This window comes from Thalassospira lucentensis (assembly GCF_032921865.1).
GTDB lineage: Bacteria > Pseudomonadota > Alphaproteobacteria > Rhodospirillales > Thalassospiraceae > Thalassospira > Thalassospira lucentensis_A.
This window is the reverse complement of record NZ_CP136684.1, coordinates 2,293,799-2,316,454: the sequence shown is the minus strand read 5'-3', so window position 1 is coordinate 2,316,454 and position 22,656 is coordinate 2,293,799. Positions and strand designations below refer to the sequence as shown.

The following is a 22,656-nucleotide window of genomic DNA, read 5'->3' as shown; positions in this document are numbered from 1 at the left end:
TCTGACGACCGCCTCAAGGAGCCCCACGCATGAACGCCAATACGCGCATCACCATTTCCTGCACCGATCGTGTCGGCCTGGTATCGGATATATCCGGTCGTCTGTTTGATATCGGGGCCAATCTTGGTCCGACCAGTTTCATGCTTGATCAGGGACGCGCAAATTTCATTACCACCTGCGAACTTCCCGACACCTGCCCGATCACCGAATGCGAAGCCGCCCTTTTTGAATTGCCTATGGAACAGGCCGAAATCACGGTCGAAGAAATTCAGCCCGCCCCACTTCTGACCCGCGCACCGGGGGCAACCCATATGATTGAGTGTTCCGGCATTGATCAACCCGGCCTGATTGCCCGGCTGTCAGAGATTTTCATCGAATTCAACGCCAACATCGTGCAACTGGCGGCATCGGCAACCGATGAAAAGGATGCACGCATCTATACCACACGCTTTGCTATCGCCATTCCGGCTGACCGTGCTGCCGCCTGTCTGGCAACACTTGCCAACACTGCCGGATCAATGCGCATGCTGTTCCGGTTTGAAGAACTTTAACAGTGTAGCTGGTTACAAAGTCCCGTAATCATCTACGTCAAAGACCACATTATCAGCGACCAGATCGCCGATCTCGACCCCGTCGATCTGAACGCCATAGCTGTAATGTCGGCCACCACTGAAATCGACATAAACACCCGTGTCGTTCTGTTCTGCGTGATTGATGAAATCACCAAAATCATCGATGCCGCTTTTTTCCTGAAATGTTTTGCCAAGCAGAAAGCGATCGCCGTTTTCGCCCGCTTCAAAATCGGTAATACGGTCACGTTCCGCCCCGCCTTCGAACGTAGCCCAGACGAAACTGTCCGACGATTGGCCGCCCGTCAGAAGATCATTGCCATCCCCGCCAAACAACAGGTCTTCGCCATGCTCTCCCCTCAGGACATCATGACCGTCCTGCCCCAACATCCGGTCATCATCCCGGCCACCTTCCAGAAGGTCACGTCCTGCGCCACCCGATAGCAGATCCTCCCATTGCCCACCCCGCAAGATGTCCTGGCCATCACCGCCATACATCGCGTCGTCACCAAGACCACCTTCCATAAGGTCGTCCCCGGCACCGCCATAAAGAAAGTCATCCGCATTATTGCCTTTGACAATGTCATCACCGTCACCACCATCGGCATGAGTGCCATCCGGCGGGAAAAGATCGTCCCCGTAATATGTGTAACCGGCGAGAACTGTGTCATTCCCCTCTCCGCCATACAGACGGTCGCCACCTTCATTGCCTAGAATGGTGTCATCACCGCCATCACCGTAAAGGTAATCGCGATCAGGTTGTCCATACTCCGAACCCGAAAGAGTATCGTTACCATCGCCACCATAGGCGGTAATGCCGGTTAACGTGTCGTCACCGCCATTGCCATAGATGGTGTCGTAGCCGAAATAGCCATCAATATTATTACCCTGTTCATCACCGATCAAAAGGTCGCTGTGGCTGGTTCCGAAAATGCCCTCGACATCCGTCAGCACATCCCCGTCCGCATCCCCGCCTCCGGCAATGCCAGCACCAAGGTCGATATGCACACCTTCGGCCGAAGTCTGATAGCTGACAGTATCCTGCCCACTGCCTCCATCAAGGAAATCAGCACCGCTGCCCCCTGTCAGAAAATCATCACCGGCACGTCCCATCAGGGTATCGCTACCGCTATCCCCGGACATTGCATTATCACCGCCCCGGCCGATCATCATATCGTCACCACCGGCACCAAACAGCGTTCCGCCCCGCTCCTCACCGCCAATCAGCAGATCATCATGATTTGATCCGCGTATATTCAGATCGCGCAACTCGCTATCATCGGCAAAGGAAATCACATCCCCCTCGGCATCCCCGCCATAACCGATCATGCTGTCCTGATCGAAATAAATGGCTTCGGGCGAACTGCCATATGCAACAGTCGGCGCATAGCGGGAGTAGGAACTGGGAAATATATCGCGAAAATCAAAGTTGATGGTATCGGCACCGCCGCCACCTTCGACCGCACTTATTTCTCCTTCAAAATAGTCGTCTCCGTCAGTACCAATCACGCCCAACTTCTGGGAAACATGGTCGCCATACTCCCCAACAATCAGCTGATCGCCATCCGCGTCACCACCACTAGCGTCAAGCTGCGCGACCTGTTCGCCTGATGGGGCATCTTCATTATTGTAAAACTTGAATGTCAGTGGCTCCTCAGAGGTCGCATATGACAGCACGTAATCGTCAGATAGCCCACTGACGAAAAAGCTGTCGCCCCCGGCCCCACCAATCACCGTGTCTGATTGGCTGAAATGGATTTCATCATCACCATCCAGCCCATAAATAATATCACGACCACGAGAGGTATGGTTCAACACGTCGTCTTCGTTTGTACCGATGATCCGTGCCATAGAAGACCTCCTGTCGTTAAATGAAACGACCCCACGGTGCGCCCTATAGGTGATTCAAAAAAGAAAAACAAAACCTTAAATATAGTTCTATTTTCATCCGGAAATGCAGGTTTTCTGCCAATAATGGCACGACATCGCGCCAATGACGCCCTTAAACCGCAACCCGGTTGCGCCCCGCCTGCTTGGCGGCATAAAGTTTTTCATCCGCCTGTTTCAGCACCGCCCAGGGATCATCAATATCCTCATCCCGTTCCGAAAGACCGACCGAGATGGTGACCGAAACGGTCTTGTTTTTGTCGGGCGGGGCAATTCTGGTTGCGGCAATCCGTTTACGAAGGGCTTCCAGCGGTTCGTGGGCTTTTTCCGCACTGCGTCCGGCAAAGACAACGGTGAATTCCTCGCCGCCATAACGGAAGGCTTTTCCCCCGCCGCCAACGCGTGCTAGTTCGCGCGAAACCTTGCGCAACACGATATCGCCGACATCATGACCATAGGTATCGTTGAATTTCTTGAAATGATCGACGTCGAGCATCGCAATCGCATACTGGCTGCCAAGTTCGGCCAAGGCATGGCCCAATGCCCGACGACCGGGCAAACCGGTCAGATCATCAACAAACGCCATCCGCCACGCTTCCTGCGCCAACCCGGCCAGAACCACACCCGTCGCCGCCAGATAACCGAACTTGATAAACCCCGGCCCCATAACGGTCGCCACCGCAATGGCAATGATCGCGGCGGCAAAGCTGGTTTCAAGCGGCCGATGCAGCGCAAGCAGAATACCGACCGAAACAACCGCCAGAATCAGGGCCGGTTGCGGCATATCGGCCATAAAGGTTCCGGTGTCGATCAGCCGGTAATTAAGTACCTGATAAAGCGCCGCGCCAACATCGGCCTTGCCAGCCAGCATCAGCATGACAAAAAGCTGCAATCCCAGCACCAGCATCCGGGCAATGCCACGCGGATTAAGAACCCCGCGTTCCTTGGTAAAACCAAGCACCAGCAGATTGACCGGGATCAGATAAAGCGTCGCAATGCGCATGAAGGCAAGGCCATCGGAGGAAAAACCGCCACTATTCCCCACCAGCAGCCAGTAGCAGACCAAAAGCAGGATCATGACGAAAACCGCCCGCCCGCGGTTAAACCACCACCCGATTGCACCGCCAAGCACCGCAAGGATGAACGGCCCGTATCGCACAAGCCCCGCCAGTTCACCCGGAACCAGTCCGGGTGACAGCGCAAGCACAAGACAGGCCCCCAATATCAGAAAGGGTGCCAGCCCGGCCGAGACAAGAATGGAATAAGCGCGACGCATGGGCCGTTTGGTTCTGCCTGAAATTCCCCCAAGGATACGGTATCGGGCAGGCCCGATCCGCAATATCGCCGGTAATCTAACCACTGCATCCTTAAGGGGCCATTGCTTTATGCCGTGTTTCTGCGTTTTTTCTAATTCAGCCGCAAAGACCCGTTTCCGTGTTGCCTTCCGATAGGCATCAGACAATGGTCGTGTGCGCAAAATGGCTTGCATCTGTTAGCATGCGCACCATAAATTGGATCAAATTCGCTCTATCTTACTGCGGCGCACAATGACCGCAGGCGCAGAATTCTGTCACGGCGGCCACGGTACGATCCCGAAAACGGGACAAAAGCATTTAACGCCGGAAGCTTGGCCCAAACACAAACAGGCCGATCCTTCCAGAATGACAGGCTTTGGAGAGACGTTACCATGAGCTTCACCACACCGACCCCGGCACCAGCACGTCTGAACCGGTCCGAACTGGCCGTTCCGGGCAGCCGCATCGAACTGTTTGAAAAGGCCGCCAGATCAAAGGCCGATGCCATCTTCCTTGATCTTGAGGACGCGGTTGCGCCAAACGACAAGGAACAGGCGCGCAAAAACATCATTGCCGCCATCAACGATATCGACTGGGGCGACAAGGTGCTTTCGGTCCGCATCAACGGCCTTGATACACATTATATGTATCGCGATGTCGTCGATGTACTCGAACAGGCCGGTGACCGGCTTGACCTGATCATGATCCCCAAGGTCGGAACGGCGGCCGATGTCTATGCGCTTGATATGATGGCAACCCAGATCGAGGCCGCCAAGGGCCGCAAAAAGCGCATCGGGTTCGAACTGATCATTGAAACCGCCCTTGGCATGCAGAATATCCACGAAATTGCAGGTGCATCCAAACGCAATGAAAGCCTGCATTTTGGTGTGGCCGATTACGCCGCCTCGACCAAGGCAATGACGACCGGCATCGGTGGACCTAACCCGCATTATGGTGTGCTGACCGACAAGGATGGCGATAATCCGCGCGATTATCACTGGGGCGATATGTGGCACTACGCCATTGCCCGCATGGTGGTGGCCGCACGCGCCAATGGTCTGCGCCCGATTGATGGTCCGTTTGGCGATTTTTCCGATCCGGATGGCTATCGTGCACAGGCCGCGCGCGCCATGGTTCTGGGCTGCGAAGGCAAATGGGCCATCCATCCCAGCCAGATCACCCTTGCCAACGATGTCTATTCCCCGTCCGAGGCCGAAGTCACCAAAGCCAAACGCATCCTGGAAGCCATGATCAAGGCACAGGCCGAAGGTGCCGGCGCGGTTGCCCTAGATGGTCGTTTGATCGATATCGCATCGATCAAACAGGCCGAAGTCATGGTCCGGCAGGCCGAGGCGATTGCCGCACGCGACGCAGGTTAGGTCGAAAACCGAACAAGATTGATCAAAGGGCCGAACACACTGTTTCAGCCCTTTGATACATTATGATCACGACGCCAGACGCCGGACCGTACCCCGCAGGATTTCTTCCGGATCACCAGATTGCACCAGATGCATGGCCGTGCCACCCGCACCCTGTCCCAATCCTGGCTTAAGGCGCTGTTGCGCGTCATAGTGACCGCCATTTTGCGCGCGATAGGGGATCGGTGCATCGGTAAACAGGCCCTGCAGGCGCTGCTTTAAATCCTTCACCGCATCATGCCATCCGGCCTCATCCATCCGGTCAGTGTGATAAACCGCGAATGGCGGCATGATATCCATCCCCGGATAGAACAGCCCTCCGTGATGGATCGGCCAAAGAATGTCTTCAAGACTGCCATTCACGCCACGTTCACTGTAATGCGGTGCACGGCCGCCAATCGGCACAATCACCATCGCGCGCCGCCCGGCAAGGGTTCCCTCGCCATACCGGTCTCCCCAGTGCTTGTCATTATGCTCCCCCACGCCATAGGCAAAGCCATAAGCAAACACCCGGTCAAACCAGCCTTTCATGATGGCAGGCATCCCGAACCACCACATGGGAAAGCTGAACATAACCGCATCGGCCCATAAAAGCTTTTCCTGCTCGGCGGCGATGTCCGCACTTTGGGTGCCACCGGCATAGGCATACTTGGATTCGGCTACATAGATCAGCCGATCCGGATCATTCGGTTCGGTAAAATCGGCCTCATCGGCGACGGCCTTCCACTTCATTGCATAAAGATCACTGACTTTGACCTCGTGCCCCTGCTCGCGCAGGGTTTCAACCGCAACGTCTTTCAAGGCGCTGGTCAACGATTTGGGCTCGGGGTGGGCATGGACGATCAAAATATTGGGCATGATACCGGTCCTTTTCCTGTGGATCATGTTCGATGCCTGATCATGGACCCGGCATGTGGTATCTTTGAAATTCAAAAATTTTTGTTTTGGTATAAATAAAATGGATATCAACAAGCTTGATCTCAATCTTCTGGTCACCCTTGATACGCTGCTTGTCGAACGCAATGTGACACGCGCGGCCCAGCGCCTTGGCATCAGCCAACCGGCCCTCTCAACGCGGTTGACCCGTCTGCGTGATCAACTGGGCGATCCGTTATTGCTACCCTCCCAGCGCGGCATGATCCCGACCGAACACGCGCTTGAATTACAGGAACCCCTGCATGCCGCCCTTGAAGGCGTCCGTCAGGTCCTACTGCAAAACAGCCGGTTTGATCCATCATCCATCACGGCAACCATCGCCATTGCCGCCAGTGACTATGTCCAGTATTCGGTGCTGATGCCGCTGCTTGATGTTCTGCGCGTCGAGGCACCGGGCATCCGGGTGGCATGGCGCACGATTGATACGGCAAACCTCGAAACACAGATGATCCGCGGGGATGTCGGTCTTGCCCTGACCACGCCGGAAACAGCCCCGGAAACCCTGCGCATGCGCAAAATCTATCGCGAGGAATATGTCACGATTGCCCGGCTCGACCATCCCGCCATTAGTAATGGTCTTGATATTGAGACATTCTGCCAACTCGATCATGTGATCGTGTCGCCCCGGGGCGGCGGCTTTTATGGGCCTGCCGACGAAGCCCTCAGCGCATTGGGGCAAACACGACGGGTTATGCTTTCCGCCCCCGGTTTTCTGGTTGTCCCGGAAATTGTCGCACACAGCAACATGATCGCACTTGTTCCCGGTCGCCTTGCCCTGAACCGGGAAGACCGACTGCAGCAATTTGCACCACCCTTACCGGTAACCGGGTTTGACATGGCAATGGTCTGGCATGACCGGACCACCACCCACCCCATGCACCGTTGGCTGCGTGACAGACTGATCACATTGGTAAAACAGAACCAATAGCCATCAAAACAGGTCACAAGGCACATGAAAAAGGCCACCCCGCATTCAAGCAGGGCGGCCTTCGTTTGTTTGATCAACAGGACCGTGGCCGTTATGCGCCCAAACCGTCAAACGTGATCTTGCCAATCGCCTTGCCGGATTCCAGCAACGCATGCGCCTTGCGCAGGCTTTCGGGTGTTAAGGCCCCAAAGCTTTCATTGGCAGTATTTTTAACGGTTCCGGCATCAATCAGATCAGCAACGATCGACAGCAGCTTGTGCTGCTCGATCATGTCCGGGGTCTGGAACATCGAACGGGTAAACATGAATTCGTAGGAAAAGCTGGCCGATTTTGCCTTCAGCAGATCGACATTATGGTTTTCCTTGGCTTCGGTAATCGTCGCGATCCGGCCTTGCGGGGTGATGATTTCGGCCATGACATCGAAATACTGATCGGTTTCCGACGTGCACAGAATGTAATCGACATGGGTAAAGCCAATTGCCTTCAGCTCGTCATTCAACGGATTGCGATGATTGATCACCTGATCCGCACCAAGATCTTTGACCCAGTCGATGGTTTCCGGGCGCGATGCGGTCGCGATAACGGTCAAACCAGCCAGTTTGCCAAGCTGAATCGCGATCGAGCCAACCCCGCCTGCACCGCCAATCACCAGAAGTGTCTTGCCCGCATTGGCATCCTTGGCATTGCGATCAATCATCATACGGTCAAACAGGGCTTCCCATGCCGTAATCGCAGTCAATGGCAATGCCGCCGCATCAGCAAAACCAAGCGACTTGGGTTTTGATGCAACGATGCGTTCATCGACAAGCTGAAACTGGGTATTGCTGCCCGACCGGGTAACATCCCCGGCATACCAGACCTCGTCGCCCGGGCGAAACAGGGTGACATCCGCGCCAACGGCCTCAACGACACCGGCCGCGTCCCAGCCAAGGATTTTGAAATTGCCGTCATCCACCTTGCCACGGCGTACCTTGAAATCAACCGGGTTGACGGCAACACCTTTGACCCGAACCAGAATATCCCGGCCTTCTGCCTTTGGAACTTCCATATCAATTTCACTAAACAACCCGTCTGTCTCGACAGGGGCGGCTTTATAAAGTCCGATAGCTTTCATTGTCGGCATCCTTTGTGAAAAGGTTTGATTTGCGAATGCCCAAGACCTAACGCATAATATCGATAAACGTAAGTACGCACAATTCATGCCAATAGTGACAATTTGTATACTATTGGCGTTTTCTGCGGATTTTAAGGAATAAATGAATGGCAACGACATTCAATTGCCCACCGAATCGCAGCCCCGGCTGCCCGGTCGAAGGCACGCTTGATGTGATTGGTGGCAAGTGGAAGGGTGTCGTCCTGTTTCACCTGCTCGACGGCACCAAGCGGTTCAATGAATTGCACCGTCTGATGCCCGGTGTCACACAACGCATGCTGACCCGCCAACTGCGCGAGCTGGAGGCCGACGGCCTGATCCATCGCGAAGTCTATGCCGAAGTCCCGCCACGCGTGGAATACAGCATGACCGCAAAGGGCGAAACGCTTCGCCAGATCATCCTTGCGCTAAAGGATTGGGGCGAAAGCCACGTGCCTTATTATGCAATCAAACCGGAAACCGACGTCGCCTGATTACCGGTGTGATCAGGCCGTTTTTGCCAGCCGTAAGGGCCGCGCCATTTTCCAGAATGTCGTGCGATCATATCCATCATGAACGCCTTCACCGGCGATTTCAAAACCGCGCGATTTGAAAAAGGCAATATTGCCGGTCAGTTCGACCCGAACATGAAGTCGCATGTTTTCCTTGCCCGCACTTTCGGCATGGGCGCAGGCGGCCTCGACCAGTGCCTTGCCGATGCCACCGCCCTGAATGGACGGATCGACCGACAATTTATAAAGATAGGCGTCCTTACCGACATCCTCGACCCAGACCTGACCGATAACACGGCCTGCGGAATCATGCGCCAGAAACAGCGTATCACGGGCAAACCGCCATTGAAGTTCGGCAATATTGACCGATTTCGCCGAACTTGGCGGATCGACGATATCGTCCTGAAAGGCAAAGGCGGCCAGCAGGATTTCAACAAGCCGGTCGAACGGAACAAGGGCGGGATCGCGGGGCGATGTGATCTCGATACTGGATGTCATGGATTTCCATATGCAAAACTATCACTGTGCAGGATGAAATATACGATATAACCCCTGTATCGATGGAATTTATATGCGTATCGGACCTCAACCCTTGACGTGACGGGTTGATCTACTATGTTCCGCCTCATTGTTTCCCAGCCGGATATGATGCCCTGATGCATAACTTTCTGGATTTTGAAAAGCCGATCGCCGAACTCGAAGGCAAGATCGAAGAATTGCGCCACCTGACCGGCAATGATGAAGTCAACATCGCCGACGAGGTTGCGCGCCTGCAGGACAAGCTGACCAAGCTGCTGCAAAGCACCTATGGCAAGCTGACCCCGTGGCAGAAAACGCAGGTCGCTCGTCATCCCGACCGGCCGCATTTCACCGACTATGTCGCCCACCTGTTCGAGGGTTTCACCCCGCTTGCCGGCGACCGCCTGTTTGGCGAAGACGAGGCCATCATTGGTGGTCTTGCGCGCCTGCAGGGTCGCACTGTCATGGTGATCGGCCACGAAAAAGGCCGCGATACTGAATCGCGTGTGAAACACAATTTCGGCATGGCCAAGCCCGAAGGCTATCGCAAGTCGATCCGCCTGATGCGGATGGCCGAACGTTTCGGCATTCCGGTTGTGACGCTGGTGGATACCGCCGGTGCCTTCCCGGGTGCCGACGCCGAGGCACGTGGCCAGTCCGAAGCCATCGCACGTTCAATCGAAGCCTGCCTTGATATCAAGGTTCCGCTGATTTCGATCATCATCGGCGAAGGTGGTTCTGGTGGTGCGATTGCACTTGCCGTTGCCAACACCGTCATGATGCTTGAAAATTCGATCTATTCCGTCATTTCGCCGGAAGGCTGCGCCTCGATCCTGTGGCGTTCGGGTGACGAAGCCAAAACCGCTGCTGATGCACTGCGCCTGACGGCACAGGATCTGCACCAGCTTGGCGTCATTGATGAAATCATCACTGAACCGCTTGGCGGCGCACAGCGTTCACCCGTTGATGCCTGCAAACGCGTTGGCGATGCCATCATCAAGGCACTTGAATCGATGGACAATGTCGAAGGCGGTGTGCTGAAGGCACGTCGTCGTGACAAATTCCTCGATATGGGCCGTCACGGCCTGAACTGATTTCGCAGGGCGCAGTCATCAGCACGTCTGACCTGCGCCCTGTTTGTGTTTTCTTTCCGGCGCTGTCCCGCCCGTCGGTGAAAACCCCGGTCGCTGCGCCTTTTGAACCGGCACCCGCCGGGAGGGCCTAATGGAAAAGCTGCGCCGGATTGTCGAATCTTCAAAGTTCCAGAATTTCATCACGGCCGTGATTGCGATCAATGCCGTCATTCTCGGACTTGAAACATCCCCGACTGTTATGAATGCCGCCGGATCGATCCTGCATCTGCTTGATCAGATCGCGGTTGCGATTTTCGTTGTCGAACTTCTGATGAAACTTGTCGTATATCGACTGGGCTTTTTCAGGCGTTCATGGAACATCTTTGATTTCACGATTGTTGCCATCACCCTGCTGCCGATGGGACAGGGTGTATCGGTCCTGCGTGCGCTTCGCATCCTGCGTGCCTTCCGCCTGATCTCGACCGTATCGTCGATGCGCAAGGTCGTCGAAGCCCTGATGAAAGCCATCCCCGGCATGGTTTCGGTTCTGACCCTGCTGTCGCTGGTATTTTACGTTTCGTCCGTCATGGCAACCAAGCTGTTCGGATCGGGTTTCCCCGACTGGTTTGGCACAATCGGCGCATCGCTTTATTCCCTGTTCCAGATCATGACGCTGGAAAGCTGGTCAATGGGAATCGTCCGCCCGGTTATGGAAATCTATCCACTGGCGTGGATGTTTTTTGTGCCTTTCATCCTGGTTACGACTTTTGCCGTCCTCAACCTGTTCATCGCCATTGTCGTCGATGCGATGGCGACCCATGTTGACGTCGAAGAAACGCAGACTCGCAGCGAACTTGGTCTTGATCACCATGAAATCCTTGCAGAACTGCGGGAATTGCGCGCCGAAGTCACCCGGCTTGCCGATGGCAAAAAAGACGTCGACACGGTTCGCCAACCCGGCGAATAGCGCATAATATCTTGCTGAACGACGGGTCATCCCGCGGCTTTTATCGGGAAAATTAGCATTTCTCTATCAAAGGGGGTGGTTCTTTGCCCCAAACCTCGTCTAATCTTTCGGCAAAATGTCGGGAGATCGGGGAATGAAGCTTACTTTTGCGGGGACAGGTTCGGCGTTCTGCATGGCGGCTGACAATTTCCAGAGCAACATGGTTCTGGAAGCAGTTCAGCCCGGCAGTGACCAACCGGCGCGCATGTTGATTGACTGCGGTTCAGATGCGCGGCACTCGTTGCGCAATCTGGGTCATATGCCCAATGACTTTGATGCTGTCTATATCAGCCACCTGCATTCGGACCATATTGGCGGTCTCGAATGGATGGCGCTTGCCAATTATTTCATTTTCGAAGGCCACCGGGTCAAACTGCTTGCGGTTCACGATCTGATCGAACCGCTTTGGGAACACAGCCTGCGCGGCGGCCTGCAAATCAGTGATACGGGCAATAGCAGCCTGTCATCCTATTTCGACATCAAGGAACTCAGCCCCGCCACGGGATTTGACTGGCAGGGTGTGCATTTCGATGTGATCCCGGTTGAACATGTCGTTACCGCGCAAAACACCATGCTGTCCTATGCGCTTTTCGGACATGGAAAAAAACAAAGCTTTTTCCTGACGACAGATGCGATTTTCAATCCAGATGCCCATATGCCGTTGTACCAAAAAGCAGATATCATCTTTCAGGATTGCGAACTTGGCCCCCGCCATTCCGGCGTTCATGCACATTACGAACAACTTGTGACCCTGCCCGCCGATATCAAAGCCAAAATGTGGCTCTATCACTATCAGGCCTATCCAAGGCCCGATGCGGTTTCTGACGGCTTCTGCGGATTTATCGAGCCCGGTCAAAGTTTCGAGCTTGGCTAACGCCTTACAGGCCGGGTACATTTTGCGCCAAACGAGCAATAGGAACATGCGATAACGCGCGTTCCGACAAAAATATGGGACCCGTGAATGCCGAAGTCGGTTTTTGCCTATATCTGGCGCCACAGCAGTATGCAGCAGATCATCCTGACACTGGTCACGATGATCTCCTTTCCTTTTCTGTATTACTCGCTGGATTTGCCGAAACTGATCGTCAACGAGGCGATCGGTGGCGCAGGCGAACCTTATGACGTTCTCGGGATCGAACTGAACCAGATCGAATACCTGTTCACCCTGTCTGGTATTTTCCTTGCGCTGGTTTTCATAAATGGCGGGTTCAAGTATTTCATCAACGTCTATGTCGGCGTGATGTCCGAACGGCTTTTGCGCCGGTTGCGCTATACCCTGTTTGAACGGGTTCTGCGTTTTCCGTTGCCGCATTTCCGGAAAACCAGTCAGGGCGAAATCGTTTCAATGATCACCGCCGAAGCAGAACCGCTTGGCGGTTTCTTCGGCGAAGCATTTTCGCTGCCGCTGTATCAGGGCGGTATTCTGGTCACGATCACGGCCTTTATCTTTATCCAGGACCCGTTGATGGGTCTGGCCGCGATTTCGTTTTATCCGTTGCAGGGCTACCTGATCCCGAAACTGCAACGCCGCGTAAACCAGCTTGGCAAACAGCGCGTGCAGAATGTGCGCCGGATGTCCGAACATATCGGCGAAGTCGTCGCCGGTGCGACCGATATCCGCGCCCACGAAACCCAAGGATACGAACTTACCCATTTCACACAGCGGATGGGCCGGATTTTTGAAATCCGCAAGGAAATCTATTTCCGCAAATTCTTTATCAAGTTCCTGAACAACTTCATCGCCCAGATCACGCCGTTCTTCTTCTATTCCATCGGTGGCTATCTGGTGATCATGGGGGATCTCAGCTTCGGTGCGCTGGTCGCAGCCCTTGCCGCCTACAAGGATATGTCCGCCCCCTGGAAAGAGCTTCTGGCCTATTATCAGCGCCTTGCCGATGCCCGGATCAAATACGAACAGCTTCATGAACAGTTTGAACTGCCCGATCTTGGCCGTGAACACGAACTGATCGCGCCGAAATCCGAACACCTGCCCGGACCACTGGATGTCGCGGCCCTGTCATGGGTTGATGATGACGGCACCCGGGTTGTCGAAAATGTGTCCTTCAACATGGCGCTGCCGGGGACGGCCCTTCTAACCGGCTCGGCCGATAGCGGAAAGTCACAACTCGCCCGCCTGATCGCCCGCTTGCTGACACCGACCGGTGGCCGCATACAGTTTAATGACCGCAATGCCGAAGACCTTCCGGCATCGACACTGGGGCAACGCCTGGCCTATATCGGCAATGATGCCTATCTGTTTAATGGCACCATCGCCGACAACCTGTTTTACGGGCTGAAACATCGCCCGATCCTTGCCTCTCGATCAGATGACGGCGATGACGGCTCGGAAAACCTGAAACTGCCATTGCCGAAATTCGTCGATAATGTCGAACTTGCCGACCCGGCCGATCTGCCATGGCGTCTGACCGACGAGATGTACGACGAAATCAAGCGTTCGGGAAATATCCCCTATGACCCGGCAGCGGAATGGATCGACTATGTCGGGCCCGGCTTCAATTCGATTGATGAATTGAAGGCCGAACTGATGCGCCTGCTCGAAGTCGTTCAGCTTGATCGCGACATTTACCGCATCGGTCTGCAACGCCGCATTGATCCGAAGGAACGCCCCGATCTGGTCGAGGCCGTTCTGGTTGCACGCCCGAAACTGAAGGAAATTCTTGCGGAACGCGGCCTGTCTGATCTGGTCGAGCCCTATGACATTGACCTTTACAACGACAACGCGCCGGTCGGCGTAAACATTCTTTTTGGTGCCCCGGCCCGATCCGATTTCGAACGCACGGCATTCCTGTCACATCCCTATATGCAGGAAACCCTGCGCGAAACCGGGCTTTACGAAGTCATGATCAGCATCGGTCGCGATACGCTTGATCTGATGATCGAACTGTTTACCGGCCTGCCGCCCGGACATGAATTCTTTGACCGTTACAGCTTTATCTCGGCCGACGAACTGCCCGAGGTCAAAAACATGCTGAAACGGACCGACGGGGTCGCGATCAAGGATATGCGCGCCGAGGATAAGCTGAAGCTCCTTGACGTCGCCATGAACCTGACCCCGGCACGTCATCGTTTGCGCGTGATCGATGACGAATTCCGCCAACTGGTTTTGAAAGCACGACCGAAATTCTACGGCAATCTGCCCGACGATCTCGCTGAAATGATCGATTTCTTCAAGGTCGATGAATATGCCGCTGCCGCCCCGGTCATCGATAACCTTCTGTTCGGTCGTTTTGCCTATGGCCGTGCAAATTCCGAAGAACGCGTCGGCGAAGTACTGTTTGAAATCGCCCATGAAGGCGGCCTTTACGAGGCGCTTGTCGCCCTCGGCCTTGAAAGCCAGGTCGGTGTCGGTGGCAGCCGCGTTTCGCAAAGCCTGCGCCAGAAAATTGCGCTGGTCCGTGCCCTGATCAAAAATCCCGACCTGATGGTCGTGGACGAAGCCCTTTCGGCACTTGACCGTGAAACACGCGAACAGGTCATCGCCTGGCTGACCGGGCAGGCCGAACATCGCAGCGTGATCTGGGTCGATGGCGATGACACCGACAGTCAGCGTTTCGGGACTTATCTGCACATGGCGAACGGCAAGATCGTCAAACGCCAAAGCCATGCAATCGACGACGCCACCGCCGAAGAGGCCGAGGAAGAAGCCGCCGAAGCCGCACCCGATACAAGCGATGGCAGCATCGAGGAAGAAGTCCGGTTGCTTCGGACCATTCCGCTGTTTGCCGGTCTTGACCCGAGCGTGATCAAGCTGCTGGCCTTTACCAGCCCGCGCCTGACCTTCAAACGTGGCGAGGTATTGGTCAAACAGGGTGATCCGGGGGATGCGGCCTATATCGTGATTTCCGGTCGGGGCGAAATCTGGCTGACGACCGAGGAAGCCCAGACCATCAAGCTTCGCGATGTCGAACCCAAGGAAGTCATTGGTGAAATCGCCCTTCTGGTCGATGCCCCCCGCTCCGCAACCATTCGCGCGGTCGAGGAAATGACCGTCCTGAAGCTCGATAAAAACGAGTTCCTTGGCCTTGTCCGACAGGACCAGGCGGTTGCCGTCCAGTTGATCCGTGTTCTGGCACACCGCGTTGATGTCACCACCAAACAGCTTACCAGCCGGAATAACTGATTGATTTTCGCCCTGTCTGATCCGTCATGAACAAGATTGCCTCCATCATTATCGCCGCCGTTTTCGCCATCGCTTTGCTTGGCGGAATGGCGGCAATGATCGGTGGCGGCCTTCTGGGGGCAATTGTCTTCATCATCGGCATCCCGGTCGCCTTTCCGATGTCAACCAGCATCGTTGTCCTGTTCTTCGCCGTGATCATCGTCCGCACCGTCATCCAGAAAAGGCGCGAACGCCGCGAAATGCGGGCTTTTCTCAAAGATAACGCCGAAGATTGAATATCCTCACGGTTGGCCAGCAGAAAAAACATCTGCTTTCGACCGCGGCTTGCCAAAAAAAGCGCATCAAATCGCATCGAGTTCGGAAACCTCCTCTGCCAGCTTGTTGATAGCCTGCTGGCAGTTCAACAAACAGGCTGACGCCTTATGCGCAGCCTTGTTTCAAGGAGGTTTTCATGACGGCACAACTCAAAGAACAGCGCTGCGTGTCGTTAAGCCAGCTGTCCGATCTTCGGCTTCTGCGCGAACATGCTTATATCGACGGGCGCTGGTGCTCGGCCGACAATCGCCAGGTTATCGAAGTCACCAATCCGTTTGACGGTGCGTTTCTTGGAACCGTGCCCAATATGGGCATTGCCGAAACCCGTAACGCGATTGCCGCGGCCCATGCGGCCTTTCCGGCATGGGCGGCTCTTCTGCCGCAGGATCGTTCCGCACGTCTGCGCCGCTGGTTTGACCTTCTGATCGAAAACAAGGAAGACCTGGCTCTTCTAATGACGCTTGAACAGGGCAAACCGATTTCAGAATCGCGTGGCGAGATTGATTACGCCGCAAGCTTCATCGAATTCTTCGCCGAAGAAGCCAAACGGGTGAATGTCGAAAACATTTCGTCTCATCTCCCCGGTCGTAATATGACCGTCAAACGCGAACCGGTTGGCGTCACCGCTGCGGTAACACCATGGAACTTCCCCTGTGCGATGATCACGCGCAAGGCCGCCGCGGCACTGGCTGCGGGTTGCACCATGATCGTTCGTCCGGCCACCGAAACGCCGTTTTCGGCCACCGCCCTTGCGGAACTGGCCGAACGGGCCGGTATTCCGGCCGGTGTGTTTAACGTCGTGACCGGTGATCCCAATCCGGTGGTCGGCGAGCTTTGCGGCAATCCGGTTGTTCGCGCCCTGTCCTTTACCGGTTCGACCGAAGTGGGCCGGTTGCTGCTATCGCAAGGCGCACAGACGGTCAAAAAGATGTCGATGGAACTGGGCGGGCATGCACCCTTTATCCTGTTCCCCGATGTCGATCTGGACGAAGCCGTCAAACATGCCGTCGGTGCCAAATTCGCCACCAGCGGGCAGGATTGCCTTGCAGCGAACCGCATCTTTGTCCATCGCGAAATCTATGACGCTTTTCTTGATCAATATGCCAAGGCGATTGGTGAACTCCGCGTTGGCAACGGACTGGATGAAACCACCGAAATCGGTCCGCTGATGCATGATCGTGCGGTTGCCAAATGTGATGAGCATGTTGCAGATGCCCGCGCCAAGGGTGCCCGTGTTCTGACAGGTGGCAAGAAAATGGGCGGGCTTTTCTATGCCCCAACCCTTCTGGCCGATGTGACCGAGGATATGAACATCTATCATCAGGAAACTTTTGGTCCGGTTGCACCGGTGATCCCGTTCGATACCGAAGAAGAAGTGATCAGCCGCGCCAATGACAGCGAATATGGCCTTGCAGCTTACGTCTATACCAGCGACCATGATCGCGCAGCGCGTGTTTCGAACGCACTTGAATACGGCATGGTCGCGCTGAATTGCGTGAAGATTACCGGCGCCCCGGTCCCGTTTGGCGGGGTCAAGCAGTCCGGCCTTGGCCGCGAAGGGTCGCGCCACGGCCTCGAAGAATTCACCGAGCTTAAATATGTCTGCGCCGCGTTCAAACCGTAACGCGCGCAGCGGCCACCGCATTCACATGGGAGAAGCACAATGAATGTCATCAAAAACACCACCGCCGATCTGCAGGAAATGGATCGCGCCCATTTCATGCATCCCTCGACCCATATGCGCCAGCACGCGGCGGGTGAAACCCCAAACCGCATCATCAATGGCGGCAAGGGAATTTACATTCATGACACCGAAGGCAAGGAATCGCTTGATGCCTTTGCCGGTCTTTACTGTGTGAATGTTGGCTATGGCCGTACCGAAATCGCTGATGCGATCTATGCGCAGGCCAAGGAACTGGCCTATTACCACACCTATGTCGGACACGGGAACGAGCCGGTCATCCGCCTGTCGGATCGTATCGTCAAATCGGCACCAGAAGGCATGCAGCGCGTCTATTACGGCATGTCGGGTTCGGATGCGAACGAAACCAACATCAAGCTGATCTGGTACTACAACAATATCCGCGGCCTGCCGCAGAAAAAGAAAATCATCTCGCGCTGGCGTGGCTATCACGGTTCCGGCATCATGACCGGCAGCCTGACCGGCCTTGCCGCCTTCCACAACGCGTTCGATCTGCCACGCGCGCCGATCCTGCACACCACCTGCCCGCACCATTACTGGAATGCCGACGCGGGCGAGACTGAGGCCGAATTTGCCAAACGCTGTGCCGATGATCTCGAAAAACTGATCCTGCGCGAAGGCCCGGAAACTGTTGCTGCCTTTATCGGCGAACCGGTCATGGGTACGGGCGGCATCATCACCCCGCCCGAAGGATACTGGGCCGCGATCCAGAAGGTTCTGAACAAATATGATGTGCTTCTGGTTGCCGACGAGGTCGTCACCGCATTCGGCCGCACCGGGTCCTATTTCGGTTCGCACCATTACGACATCAAACCCGACCTGATCACGATTGCCAAAGGTGTGTCCTCGGGCTACCTGCCGCTGTCGGGTGTGATCATCGGCGAACGCGTCTGGAAAGTTCTGGAACAGGGGTCCGATAAAATGGGGCCGATTGGTCATGGCTGGACCTATTCCGCGCATCCGGTCTGTGCCGCTGCCGCCAATGCCAACCTTGATATTGTCGATGGTGAAAACCTGACCGGCAATGCGGCTGATACCGGTGGCTATTTCCAGAAACGCTTGCGCGAAACCTTTAACGAGCATCCGCTGGTTGGCGAAGCGCGCGGTGTTGGTCTGATGGCGGCACTGGAATTTGTCGCTGATAAAACCAAAAAGGAACGGTTCGATCCGAATGCGAAAATCGGCCCGCGCGTTTCGGCCGCCTGCCTTGAACGCGGCATGATCGCACGTGCGATGCCGCATGGTGATATCCTGGGCTTTGCCCCGCCGCTTTGCATCACCAAGTCCGAAATCGACAAGGTCATCGACATCGCCAAACAGGCCGTCGATGCCGTTGCCGACGAAGTTGCCGCTGGCAATTAAATCTCGCGCGCTATTCTGATCTCCACCGCGTCATACCTTCTTCCCGACGCGGTGCACACAGGGGCCGGGCCCATGACCGGCCCCTGTGTCTATATTAGGCGGCGCTATTCTCCAAAGCCCCGCCCGACCATAATTACGCCCAGAGATTACTCAACAGGGGACTGGAAACCATTTCGCCACGAGACGCCAACATCCACTGACTTTATCAAAGTAAATATCCAACAGGTTCAATGAAAAGGTCAGTCAATCCAAGTGTTCCTCGGAAAGCGCTTGAGCTACGGCAGGTCGTATCTTCATGTGATCAAAATAGTTCCGCAGTGGTGTCGGCAACTCGACGCCACTTCTGGGCGCGACCATAAGCACCCAAAACAGATAGCAGTCGGCGATCGTGATCTCGTCGCCCACCAAAAACATCTTGCCTCCTATCTGGTCGGATAGAATGGAAAAAGCCTTTTTCAGCTTTTCGCGTGCGCGCTCTTTCTCTGGTTCCGAGAAGTTTCTGAAAAACGGCTGATAACTCCCATGTATTTCGGATGCCATGAAGGCGAGAACCTCGAGCACCTGCCATCGAATGCCCTCCTTTTTTGAAAGAAGCTTGCCACTCTTCTCGGCAATATAGTTCAGAATAACTGGATTCTCCGTAAGGACAGTACCGTCTTCCAGTTCAAGAGCCGGAATATAACCCTTTGGATTTATCGCGAGGAAGTCACGGCCGTCGGCGGTCTTCTTCTCATGATTGATACTGACCAGTTCGTAGGGAAGTCCGGTCTCGATGAGGGCGATGTGATTAGCCAAGCTGCAAGCGCCCGGATAGTAAAAGAGGATCATGGTGGTCTCCGTGTTGCGTAGACCTCACGAATTTCTATCGAAATTTTAAGTCTACTTTATTGACCACATCTATTTATGAGGCTTAAAAATACCCGTCAAAAGCATATCTTTGGGAGTTGGTCAGATGGATGTGACTGTGTCCCACGCGGAAGCTGATTGCAGAGGCGTAAGTGAAGTCCTCAACCGTGTTGGCGACAAGTGGACGATTCAAGTGGTCGTTGCACTTCGGCTGGGTTCGCTGCGTTTCAACGCCATTAAACGGCAGGTTCGAGGTATCTCGCAGCAGATGCTGACGAGAACGCTTAAGGCCTTGGAACGTGATGGGATGGTCGAACGGACAGTTCACCACAGTACGCCGCCGCAGGTGGAATACAAGCTAACGGCGCTTGGACTGTCCTTGTCAGAAACCGTGCGACAACTCGCGGAGTGGGCGAAAACCAACCGGAAACTAATCGAGGAAAGCCGGCTCGCCTACGATAAACGACGCTGAATATGAGACATAGTCCCATGCCAGCCTCTGTTTTTTATACACAGCTTTTTATACACAGCGGCCCGCAAGTCTGTCTGGCCCGCTTTAAATCACGGCGGAAAGCCAACCGCGTTTACCGCGTCCTCGATCCGTTTGGCCATGTCATCCTGTTCAAGCACAACCGGGCCTTTGCAGAAATAGCCAAGCTGGATGCTGCCGGTCAGCATGTTGATGAACAGTTCGGCAAACTGTCGCGGGGCAATCGCGCGCAGGTTTGACGGCAAATGGGTTTGCGTCATCAGCCTGGCCGCTTTTTCATAGGTTGCCTCCGGCCCGGCATTCCAGAAGATTTCACCCAGTTCCGGGTGGGTCGGGGTGCGCGCAACAACATAGCGATGCAGATCCATCACCGGGGCACGTAAAATGCCATCCGCAAAGGCCGTGGCTATGGCGATCAGGGTCGCGCGCGGATTGTATGGCCAGACGGTGACCCCTTCCAGAGGATCGCGGGCACGTTCACACAGCCACGCGACCATGGCGCGTTCCAGCCCGATCTTGTCCCCGAAATACCGATAGATGGTCGCCTTTGACGTTCCGGCACGCGTGGCTATCCGATCCACCGCCGTGCTGTCATCACGCATATCAAGCAGTTCGGTTGCAGCTGCCTCAAGGATCCGGGTGCGGCGTTCCTGCTGTTTTGGGGTCAGGCTTTCGGCAGACATATAGCCGGGTTCCTTGTTGCTGGTTTCGTCACAGACATAAAAAGAGGCATCAAACGGTCGGGCTCATTCCGGATCGGAAATTCCCCAAGCTCGTCGAACCGCCAAACAGAACTGTACGGTTTCGTTTCACAGCTATCCGCTTTGTAAATCCCTGGACACGATCAGACCACATTTTTCATTTGTCAAAATTGAAACTGTACCGTACAGTTTCGTTTTGAGGGATCATTCTTAACATATGTCGGGGAAACCGCGATGAATAATTTGCCACGCATTTGCTGGACAGTTTCCGCCTGTCTGGGGCTTGCAGGTATGGTTTGGGGCATGCAGATGGCCGGAAGCGGCGATCACAGCAATCTTGCGGCGCATGCCCATCTCAATCTTCTGGGCTGGGTCGGTCTGGCGCTGTATGGCACCTATTACCGGCTGATCGGACTGACACGCTCTAGGGTCGCAAGCATTCAGGTTGGCTGCGCAATCGTCGGATCGGTCATTATGGGCATCGGTATTGCCATCGCCCATCAGGGCGGCACCGAAGCCATCGCCATCATCGGATCGCTTCTCACACTGGCGGCGGGTGCGCTATTTGCCGCCATCACATTCCAGCGTCCGCTTCGGATCAACAGCGGCCTGTAACCGGCACCCCCGCCAAAAGCAGACAAAAAGAAACCCCTGCGGCCAACATTGCAGGGGTTTCAGATATCATCCCGCGAAGGGGAATGGCGTCAGAGACGATTACATCTCGGTGCCAAATTCCTTGCGGAGCGCATTCAGCACTTCTTCGGTGTCACCACCAACTTCGCTGACAAGGCTGTCGCCGATACCGGCCGATGCCTCTTTGAAGGCAGCGCGCTGTTCTTCGTTCAGCTTGATGACTTCGATGCCCGGCTTGGCTTCCTTGATGCGATCAAGTGCCTCGGCATTTGCCTTTTCCTGGGCTTCATAGATGAAGTCGTCCAGTTCGGATTTGACTTCCTTGAGCATCTCTTTGCGCTCGTCCGACAGACCTTCATAGAAGGCCGCGTTCGACACCACGGTGGTGGTGTATTGCTGCTGACCGGCATAGATCAGATAGTCGGTCACTTCATAGAATTTGGCACTTTCGATGAAGAAGATCGGGTTGACCTGTGCATCGATCACGCTGGTCTGAAGGCCGGAATAAACTTCACCCCACGGCAATGCCACCGGATCGGCACCGAAAGATTCATAGCTTTCGATCAGGATCGGCGATGTCATGACACGGAATTTAACCCCGTCAAATTCGGACGGCTGGGTCACCTTTTTCTTGGTGGTCCAGACCATCTCGCCTTCCGGATACATGGTGTAAAGCTTAAGCCCCTTGGACTCGAAATCCTTCGCCAGACCATCATAGATCGTCGGGCTGCTCGACAGGACTTCCTTGTTCACCTCGTTATCCTGCGACAGCAGATAGGGAACACCGAAAACCTGGATTTCCGGAACAAAGGTGCCAAGGTGGCCCGGCGACGCGTTCGAGAACTGGACAGCCCCCGCCGCAGTCAGCTCGGTAATGTCGTTTTCGGTACCCAACTGGCCATAGGTGTAGATCGTGACTTCGACCTCACCATCGGTTTTTTCCTCAACCAGGCGTTTGAATTCCTGTGCATACAGATCCTGCACATCGCCCGGGCTTTCCTCGTGCGCAAATTTCCATTCTTCGGCATGGGCGGCTGTCCCGGCAACCGCAAAGATTGCGGCGGCAGACAGGGTCGCCTTGAAGAGCTTGTTCAAACTCATATCGAAGTCTCCCTTATTATGCCGCGACGACCGGGATTGAACCCTGGACCGGCGGCGATTAGTTGGCACATCAATGTCATGAACGCGCAA

At 55.0% G+C, this 22,656-nt stretch carries 21 protein-coding genes; 13 read left to right on the top strand and 8 right to left on the bottom strand.

The window, feature by feature from the left end; genetic code table 11:
- The first annotated feature begins 29 nt into the window (after window positions 1-29).
- Window positions 30-551, top strand: coding sequence for a glycine cleavage system protein R (locus R1T41_RS11305; RefSeq protein WP_062949479.1), 522 nt, complete (start codon window positions 30-32; stop codon window positions 549-551).
- A 12-nt stretch (window positions 552-563) separates the two neighbouring features.
- Here R1T41_RS11305 and R1T41_RS11300 read toward each other — a convergent pair whose 3' ends face one another.
- The gene (locus R1T41_RS11300; protein WP_317337106.1) at window positions 564-2,420 is read right to left on the bottom strand and encodes a calcium-binding protein; all 1,857 of its coding nucleotides are present in this window, start codon (window positions 2,418-2,420) and stop codon (window positions 564-566) included.
- A 151-nt stretch (window positions 2,421-2,571) separates the two neighbouring features.
- Entirely contained in the window at window positions 2,572-3,732 is a 1,161-nt protein-coding gene (locus R1T41_RS11295) for a GGDEF domain-containing protein (protein ID WP_317337105.1), read from the bottom strand.
- A gap of 411 nt (window positions 3,733-4,143) precedes the next feature.
- On the opposite strand from R1T41_RS11295, the gene R1T41_RS11290 reads away from it, so the two are divergent.
- On the top strand, window positions 4,144-5,130 hold the full coding sequence (locus R1T41_RS11290; RefSeq protein ID WP_317337104.1) for a CoA ester lyase: 987 nt from the start codon (window positions 4,144-4,146) through the stop codon (window positions 5,128-5,130).
- Window positions 5,131-5,196: 66 nt separating this feature from the next.
- Here the strand turns inward: R1T41_RS11290 and R1T41_RS11285 are convergent, their stop codons facing one another.
- The gene (locus R1T41_RS11285; RefSeq protein WP_317337103.1) at window positions 5,197-6,027 is read right to left on the bottom strand and encodes an NAD(P)H-dependent oxidoreductase; all 831 of its coding nucleotides are present in this window, start codon (window positions 6,025-6,027) and stop codon (window positions 5,197-5,199) included.
- A gap of 100 nt (window positions 6,028-6,127) precedes the next feature.
- Between R1T41_RS11285 and R1T41_RS11280 the strand changes: the two genes are divergently transcribed.
- Window positions 6,128-7,033 carry a LysR family transcriptional regulator gene (locus R1T41_RS11280; protein WP_317337102.1) on the top strand — a complete coding sequence of 302 codons (906 nt, stop codon included), beginning with the start codon at window positions 6,128-6,130 and terminating at the stop codon, window positions 7,031-7,033.
- A 91-nt stretch (window positions 7,034-7,124) separates the two neighbouring features.
- Here the strand turns inward: R1T41_RS11280 and R1T41_RS11275 are convergent, their stop codons facing one another.
- A complete protein-coding gene (locus R1T41_RS11275; RefSeq protein WP_317337101.1) occupies window positions 7,125-8,147 on the bottom strand; it encodes a zinc-binding alcohol dehydrogenase family protein in 1,023 nt (340 codons plus the stop codon).
- Between the two features lie 146 nt (window positions 8,148-8,293).
- Here R1T41_RS11275 and R1T41_RS11270 point away from each other — a divergent pair, with 146 nt between their 5' ends.
- Window positions 8,294-8,659: a winged helix-turn-helix transcriptional regulator gene (locus R1T41_RS11270; RefSeq protein WP_114111768.1), complete on the top strand. Its 366-nt coding sequence runs from the start codon at window positions 8,294-8,296 to the stop codon at window positions 8,657-8,659.
- A 12-nt stretch (window positions 8,660-8,671) separates the two neighbouring features.
- Here the strand turns inward: R1T41_RS11270 and R1T41_RS11265 are convergent, their stop codons facing one another.
- Window positions 8,672-9,175, bottom strand: a complete 504-nt coding sequence (locus R1T41_RS11265; RefSeq protein ID WP_317337099.1) for a GNAT family N-acetyltransferase — start codon at window positions 9,173-9,175, stop codon at window positions 8,672-8,674.
- A 158-nt stretch (window positions 9,176-9,333) separates the two neighbouring features.
- On the opposite strand from R1T41_RS11265, the gene R1T41_RS11260 reads away from it, so the two are divergent.
- The 7 genes from R1T41_RS11260 (at window position 9,334) to R1T41_RS11230 (ending at window position 18,795) form a co-directional block, all read left to right on the top strand.
- Window positions 9,334-10,290: an acetyl-CoA carboxylase carboxyltransferase subunit alpha gene (locus tag R1T41_RS11260; protein ID WP_062949494.1), complete on the top strand. Its 957-nt coding sequence runs from the start codon at window positions 9,334-9,336 to the stop codon at window positions 10,288-10,290.
- Between the two features lie 130 nt (window positions 10,291-10,420).
- Complete coding sequence (locus tag R1T41_RS11255) at window positions 10,421-11,236, top strand: ion transporter (RefSeq protein WP_317337096.1); 816 nt, start codon at window positions 10,421-10,423, stop codon at window positions 11,234-11,236.
- Window positions 11,237-11,369: 133 nt separating this feature from the next.
- Entirely contained in the window at window positions 11,370-12,149 is a 780-nt protein-coding gene (locus R1T41_RS11250; protein ID WP_114111765.1) for an MBL fold metallo-hydrolase, read from the top strand.
- Window positions 12,150-12,236: 87 nt separating this feature from the next.
- The gene (locus tag R1T41_RS11245) at window positions 12,237-15,416 is read left to right on the top strand and encodes an ABC transporter transmembrane domain-containing protein (protein WP_062958652.1); all 3,180 of its coding nucleotides are present in this window, start codon (window positions 12,237-12,239) and stop codon (window positions 15,414-15,416) included.
- A 26-nt stretch (window positions 15,417-15,442) separates the two neighbouring features.
- Entirely contained in the window at window positions 15,443-15,691 is a 249-nt protein-coding gene (locus R1T41_RS11240) for a hypothetical protein (protein ID WP_317337093.1), read from the top strand.
- Window positions 15,692-15,867: 176 nt separating this feature from the next.
- Window positions 15,868-17,355 (top strand): NAD-dependent succinate-semialdehyde dehydrogenase, encoded by a 1,488-nt coding sequence (locus R1T41_RS11235; RefSeq protein WP_317337091.1) that lies wholly within the window; start codon window positions 15,868-15,870, stop codon window positions 17,353-17,355.
- 39 nt (window positions 17,356-17,394) lie between these two features.
- Window positions 17,395-18,795: an aspartate aminotransferase family protein gene (locus tag R1T41_RS11230; RefSeq protein WP_317337089.1), complete on the top strand. Its 1,401-nt coding sequence runs from the start codon at window positions 17,395-17,397 to the stop codon at window positions 18,793-18,795.
- A 243-nt stretch (window positions 18,796-19,038) separates the two neighbouring features.
- On the opposite strand, the gene R1T41_RS11225 is transcribed toward R1T41_RS11230, so the two are convergent.
- Window positions 19,039-19,623, bottom strand: coding sequence for a glutathione binding-like protein (locus R1T41_RS11225; protein WP_097051183.1), 585 nt, complete (start codon window positions 19,621-19,623; stop codon window positions 19,039-19,041).
- A gap of 124 nt (window positions 19,624-19,747) precedes the next feature.
- Between R1T41_RS11225 and R1T41_RS11220 the strand changes: the two genes are divergently transcribed.
- Complete coding sequence (locus R1T41_RS11220) at window positions 19,748-20,113, top strand: winged helix-turn-helix transcriptional regulator (protein WP_297014338.1); 366 nt, start codon at window positions 19,748-19,750, stop codon at window positions 20,111-20,113.
- A gap of 89 nt (window positions 20,114-20,202) precedes the next feature.
- Here the strand turns inward: R1T41_RS11220 and R1T41_RS11215 are convergent, their stop codons facing one another.
- Window positions 20,203-20,814 carry a TetR/AcrR family transcriptional regulator gene (locus R1T41_RS11215; protein WP_317337083.1) on the bottom strand — a complete coding sequence of 204 codons (612 nt, stop codon included), beginning with the start codon at window positions 20,812-20,814 and terminating at the stop codon, window positions 20,203-20,205.
- Window positions 20,815-21,066: 252 nt separating this feature from the next.
- On the opposite strand from R1T41_RS11215, the gene R1T41_RS11210 reads away from it, so the two are divergent.
- Window positions 21,067-21,447 (top strand): hypothetical protein, encoded by a 381-nt coding sequence (locus R1T41_RS11210; protein ID WP_062949512.1) that lies wholly within the window; start codon window positions 21,067-21,069, stop codon window positions 21,445-21,447.
- A gap of 99 nt (window positions 21,448-21,546) precedes the next feature.
- Here R1T41_RS11210 and dctP read toward each other — a convergent pair whose 3' ends face one another.
- Window positions 21,547-22,566, bottom strand: coding sequence for a TRAP transporter substrate-binding protein DctP (gene dctP, locus R1T41_RS11205; RefSeq protein WP_062949514.1), 1,020 nt, complete (start codon window positions 22,564-22,566; stop codon window positions 21,547-21,549).
- Window positions 22,567-22,656 lie beyond the last annotated feature (90 nt).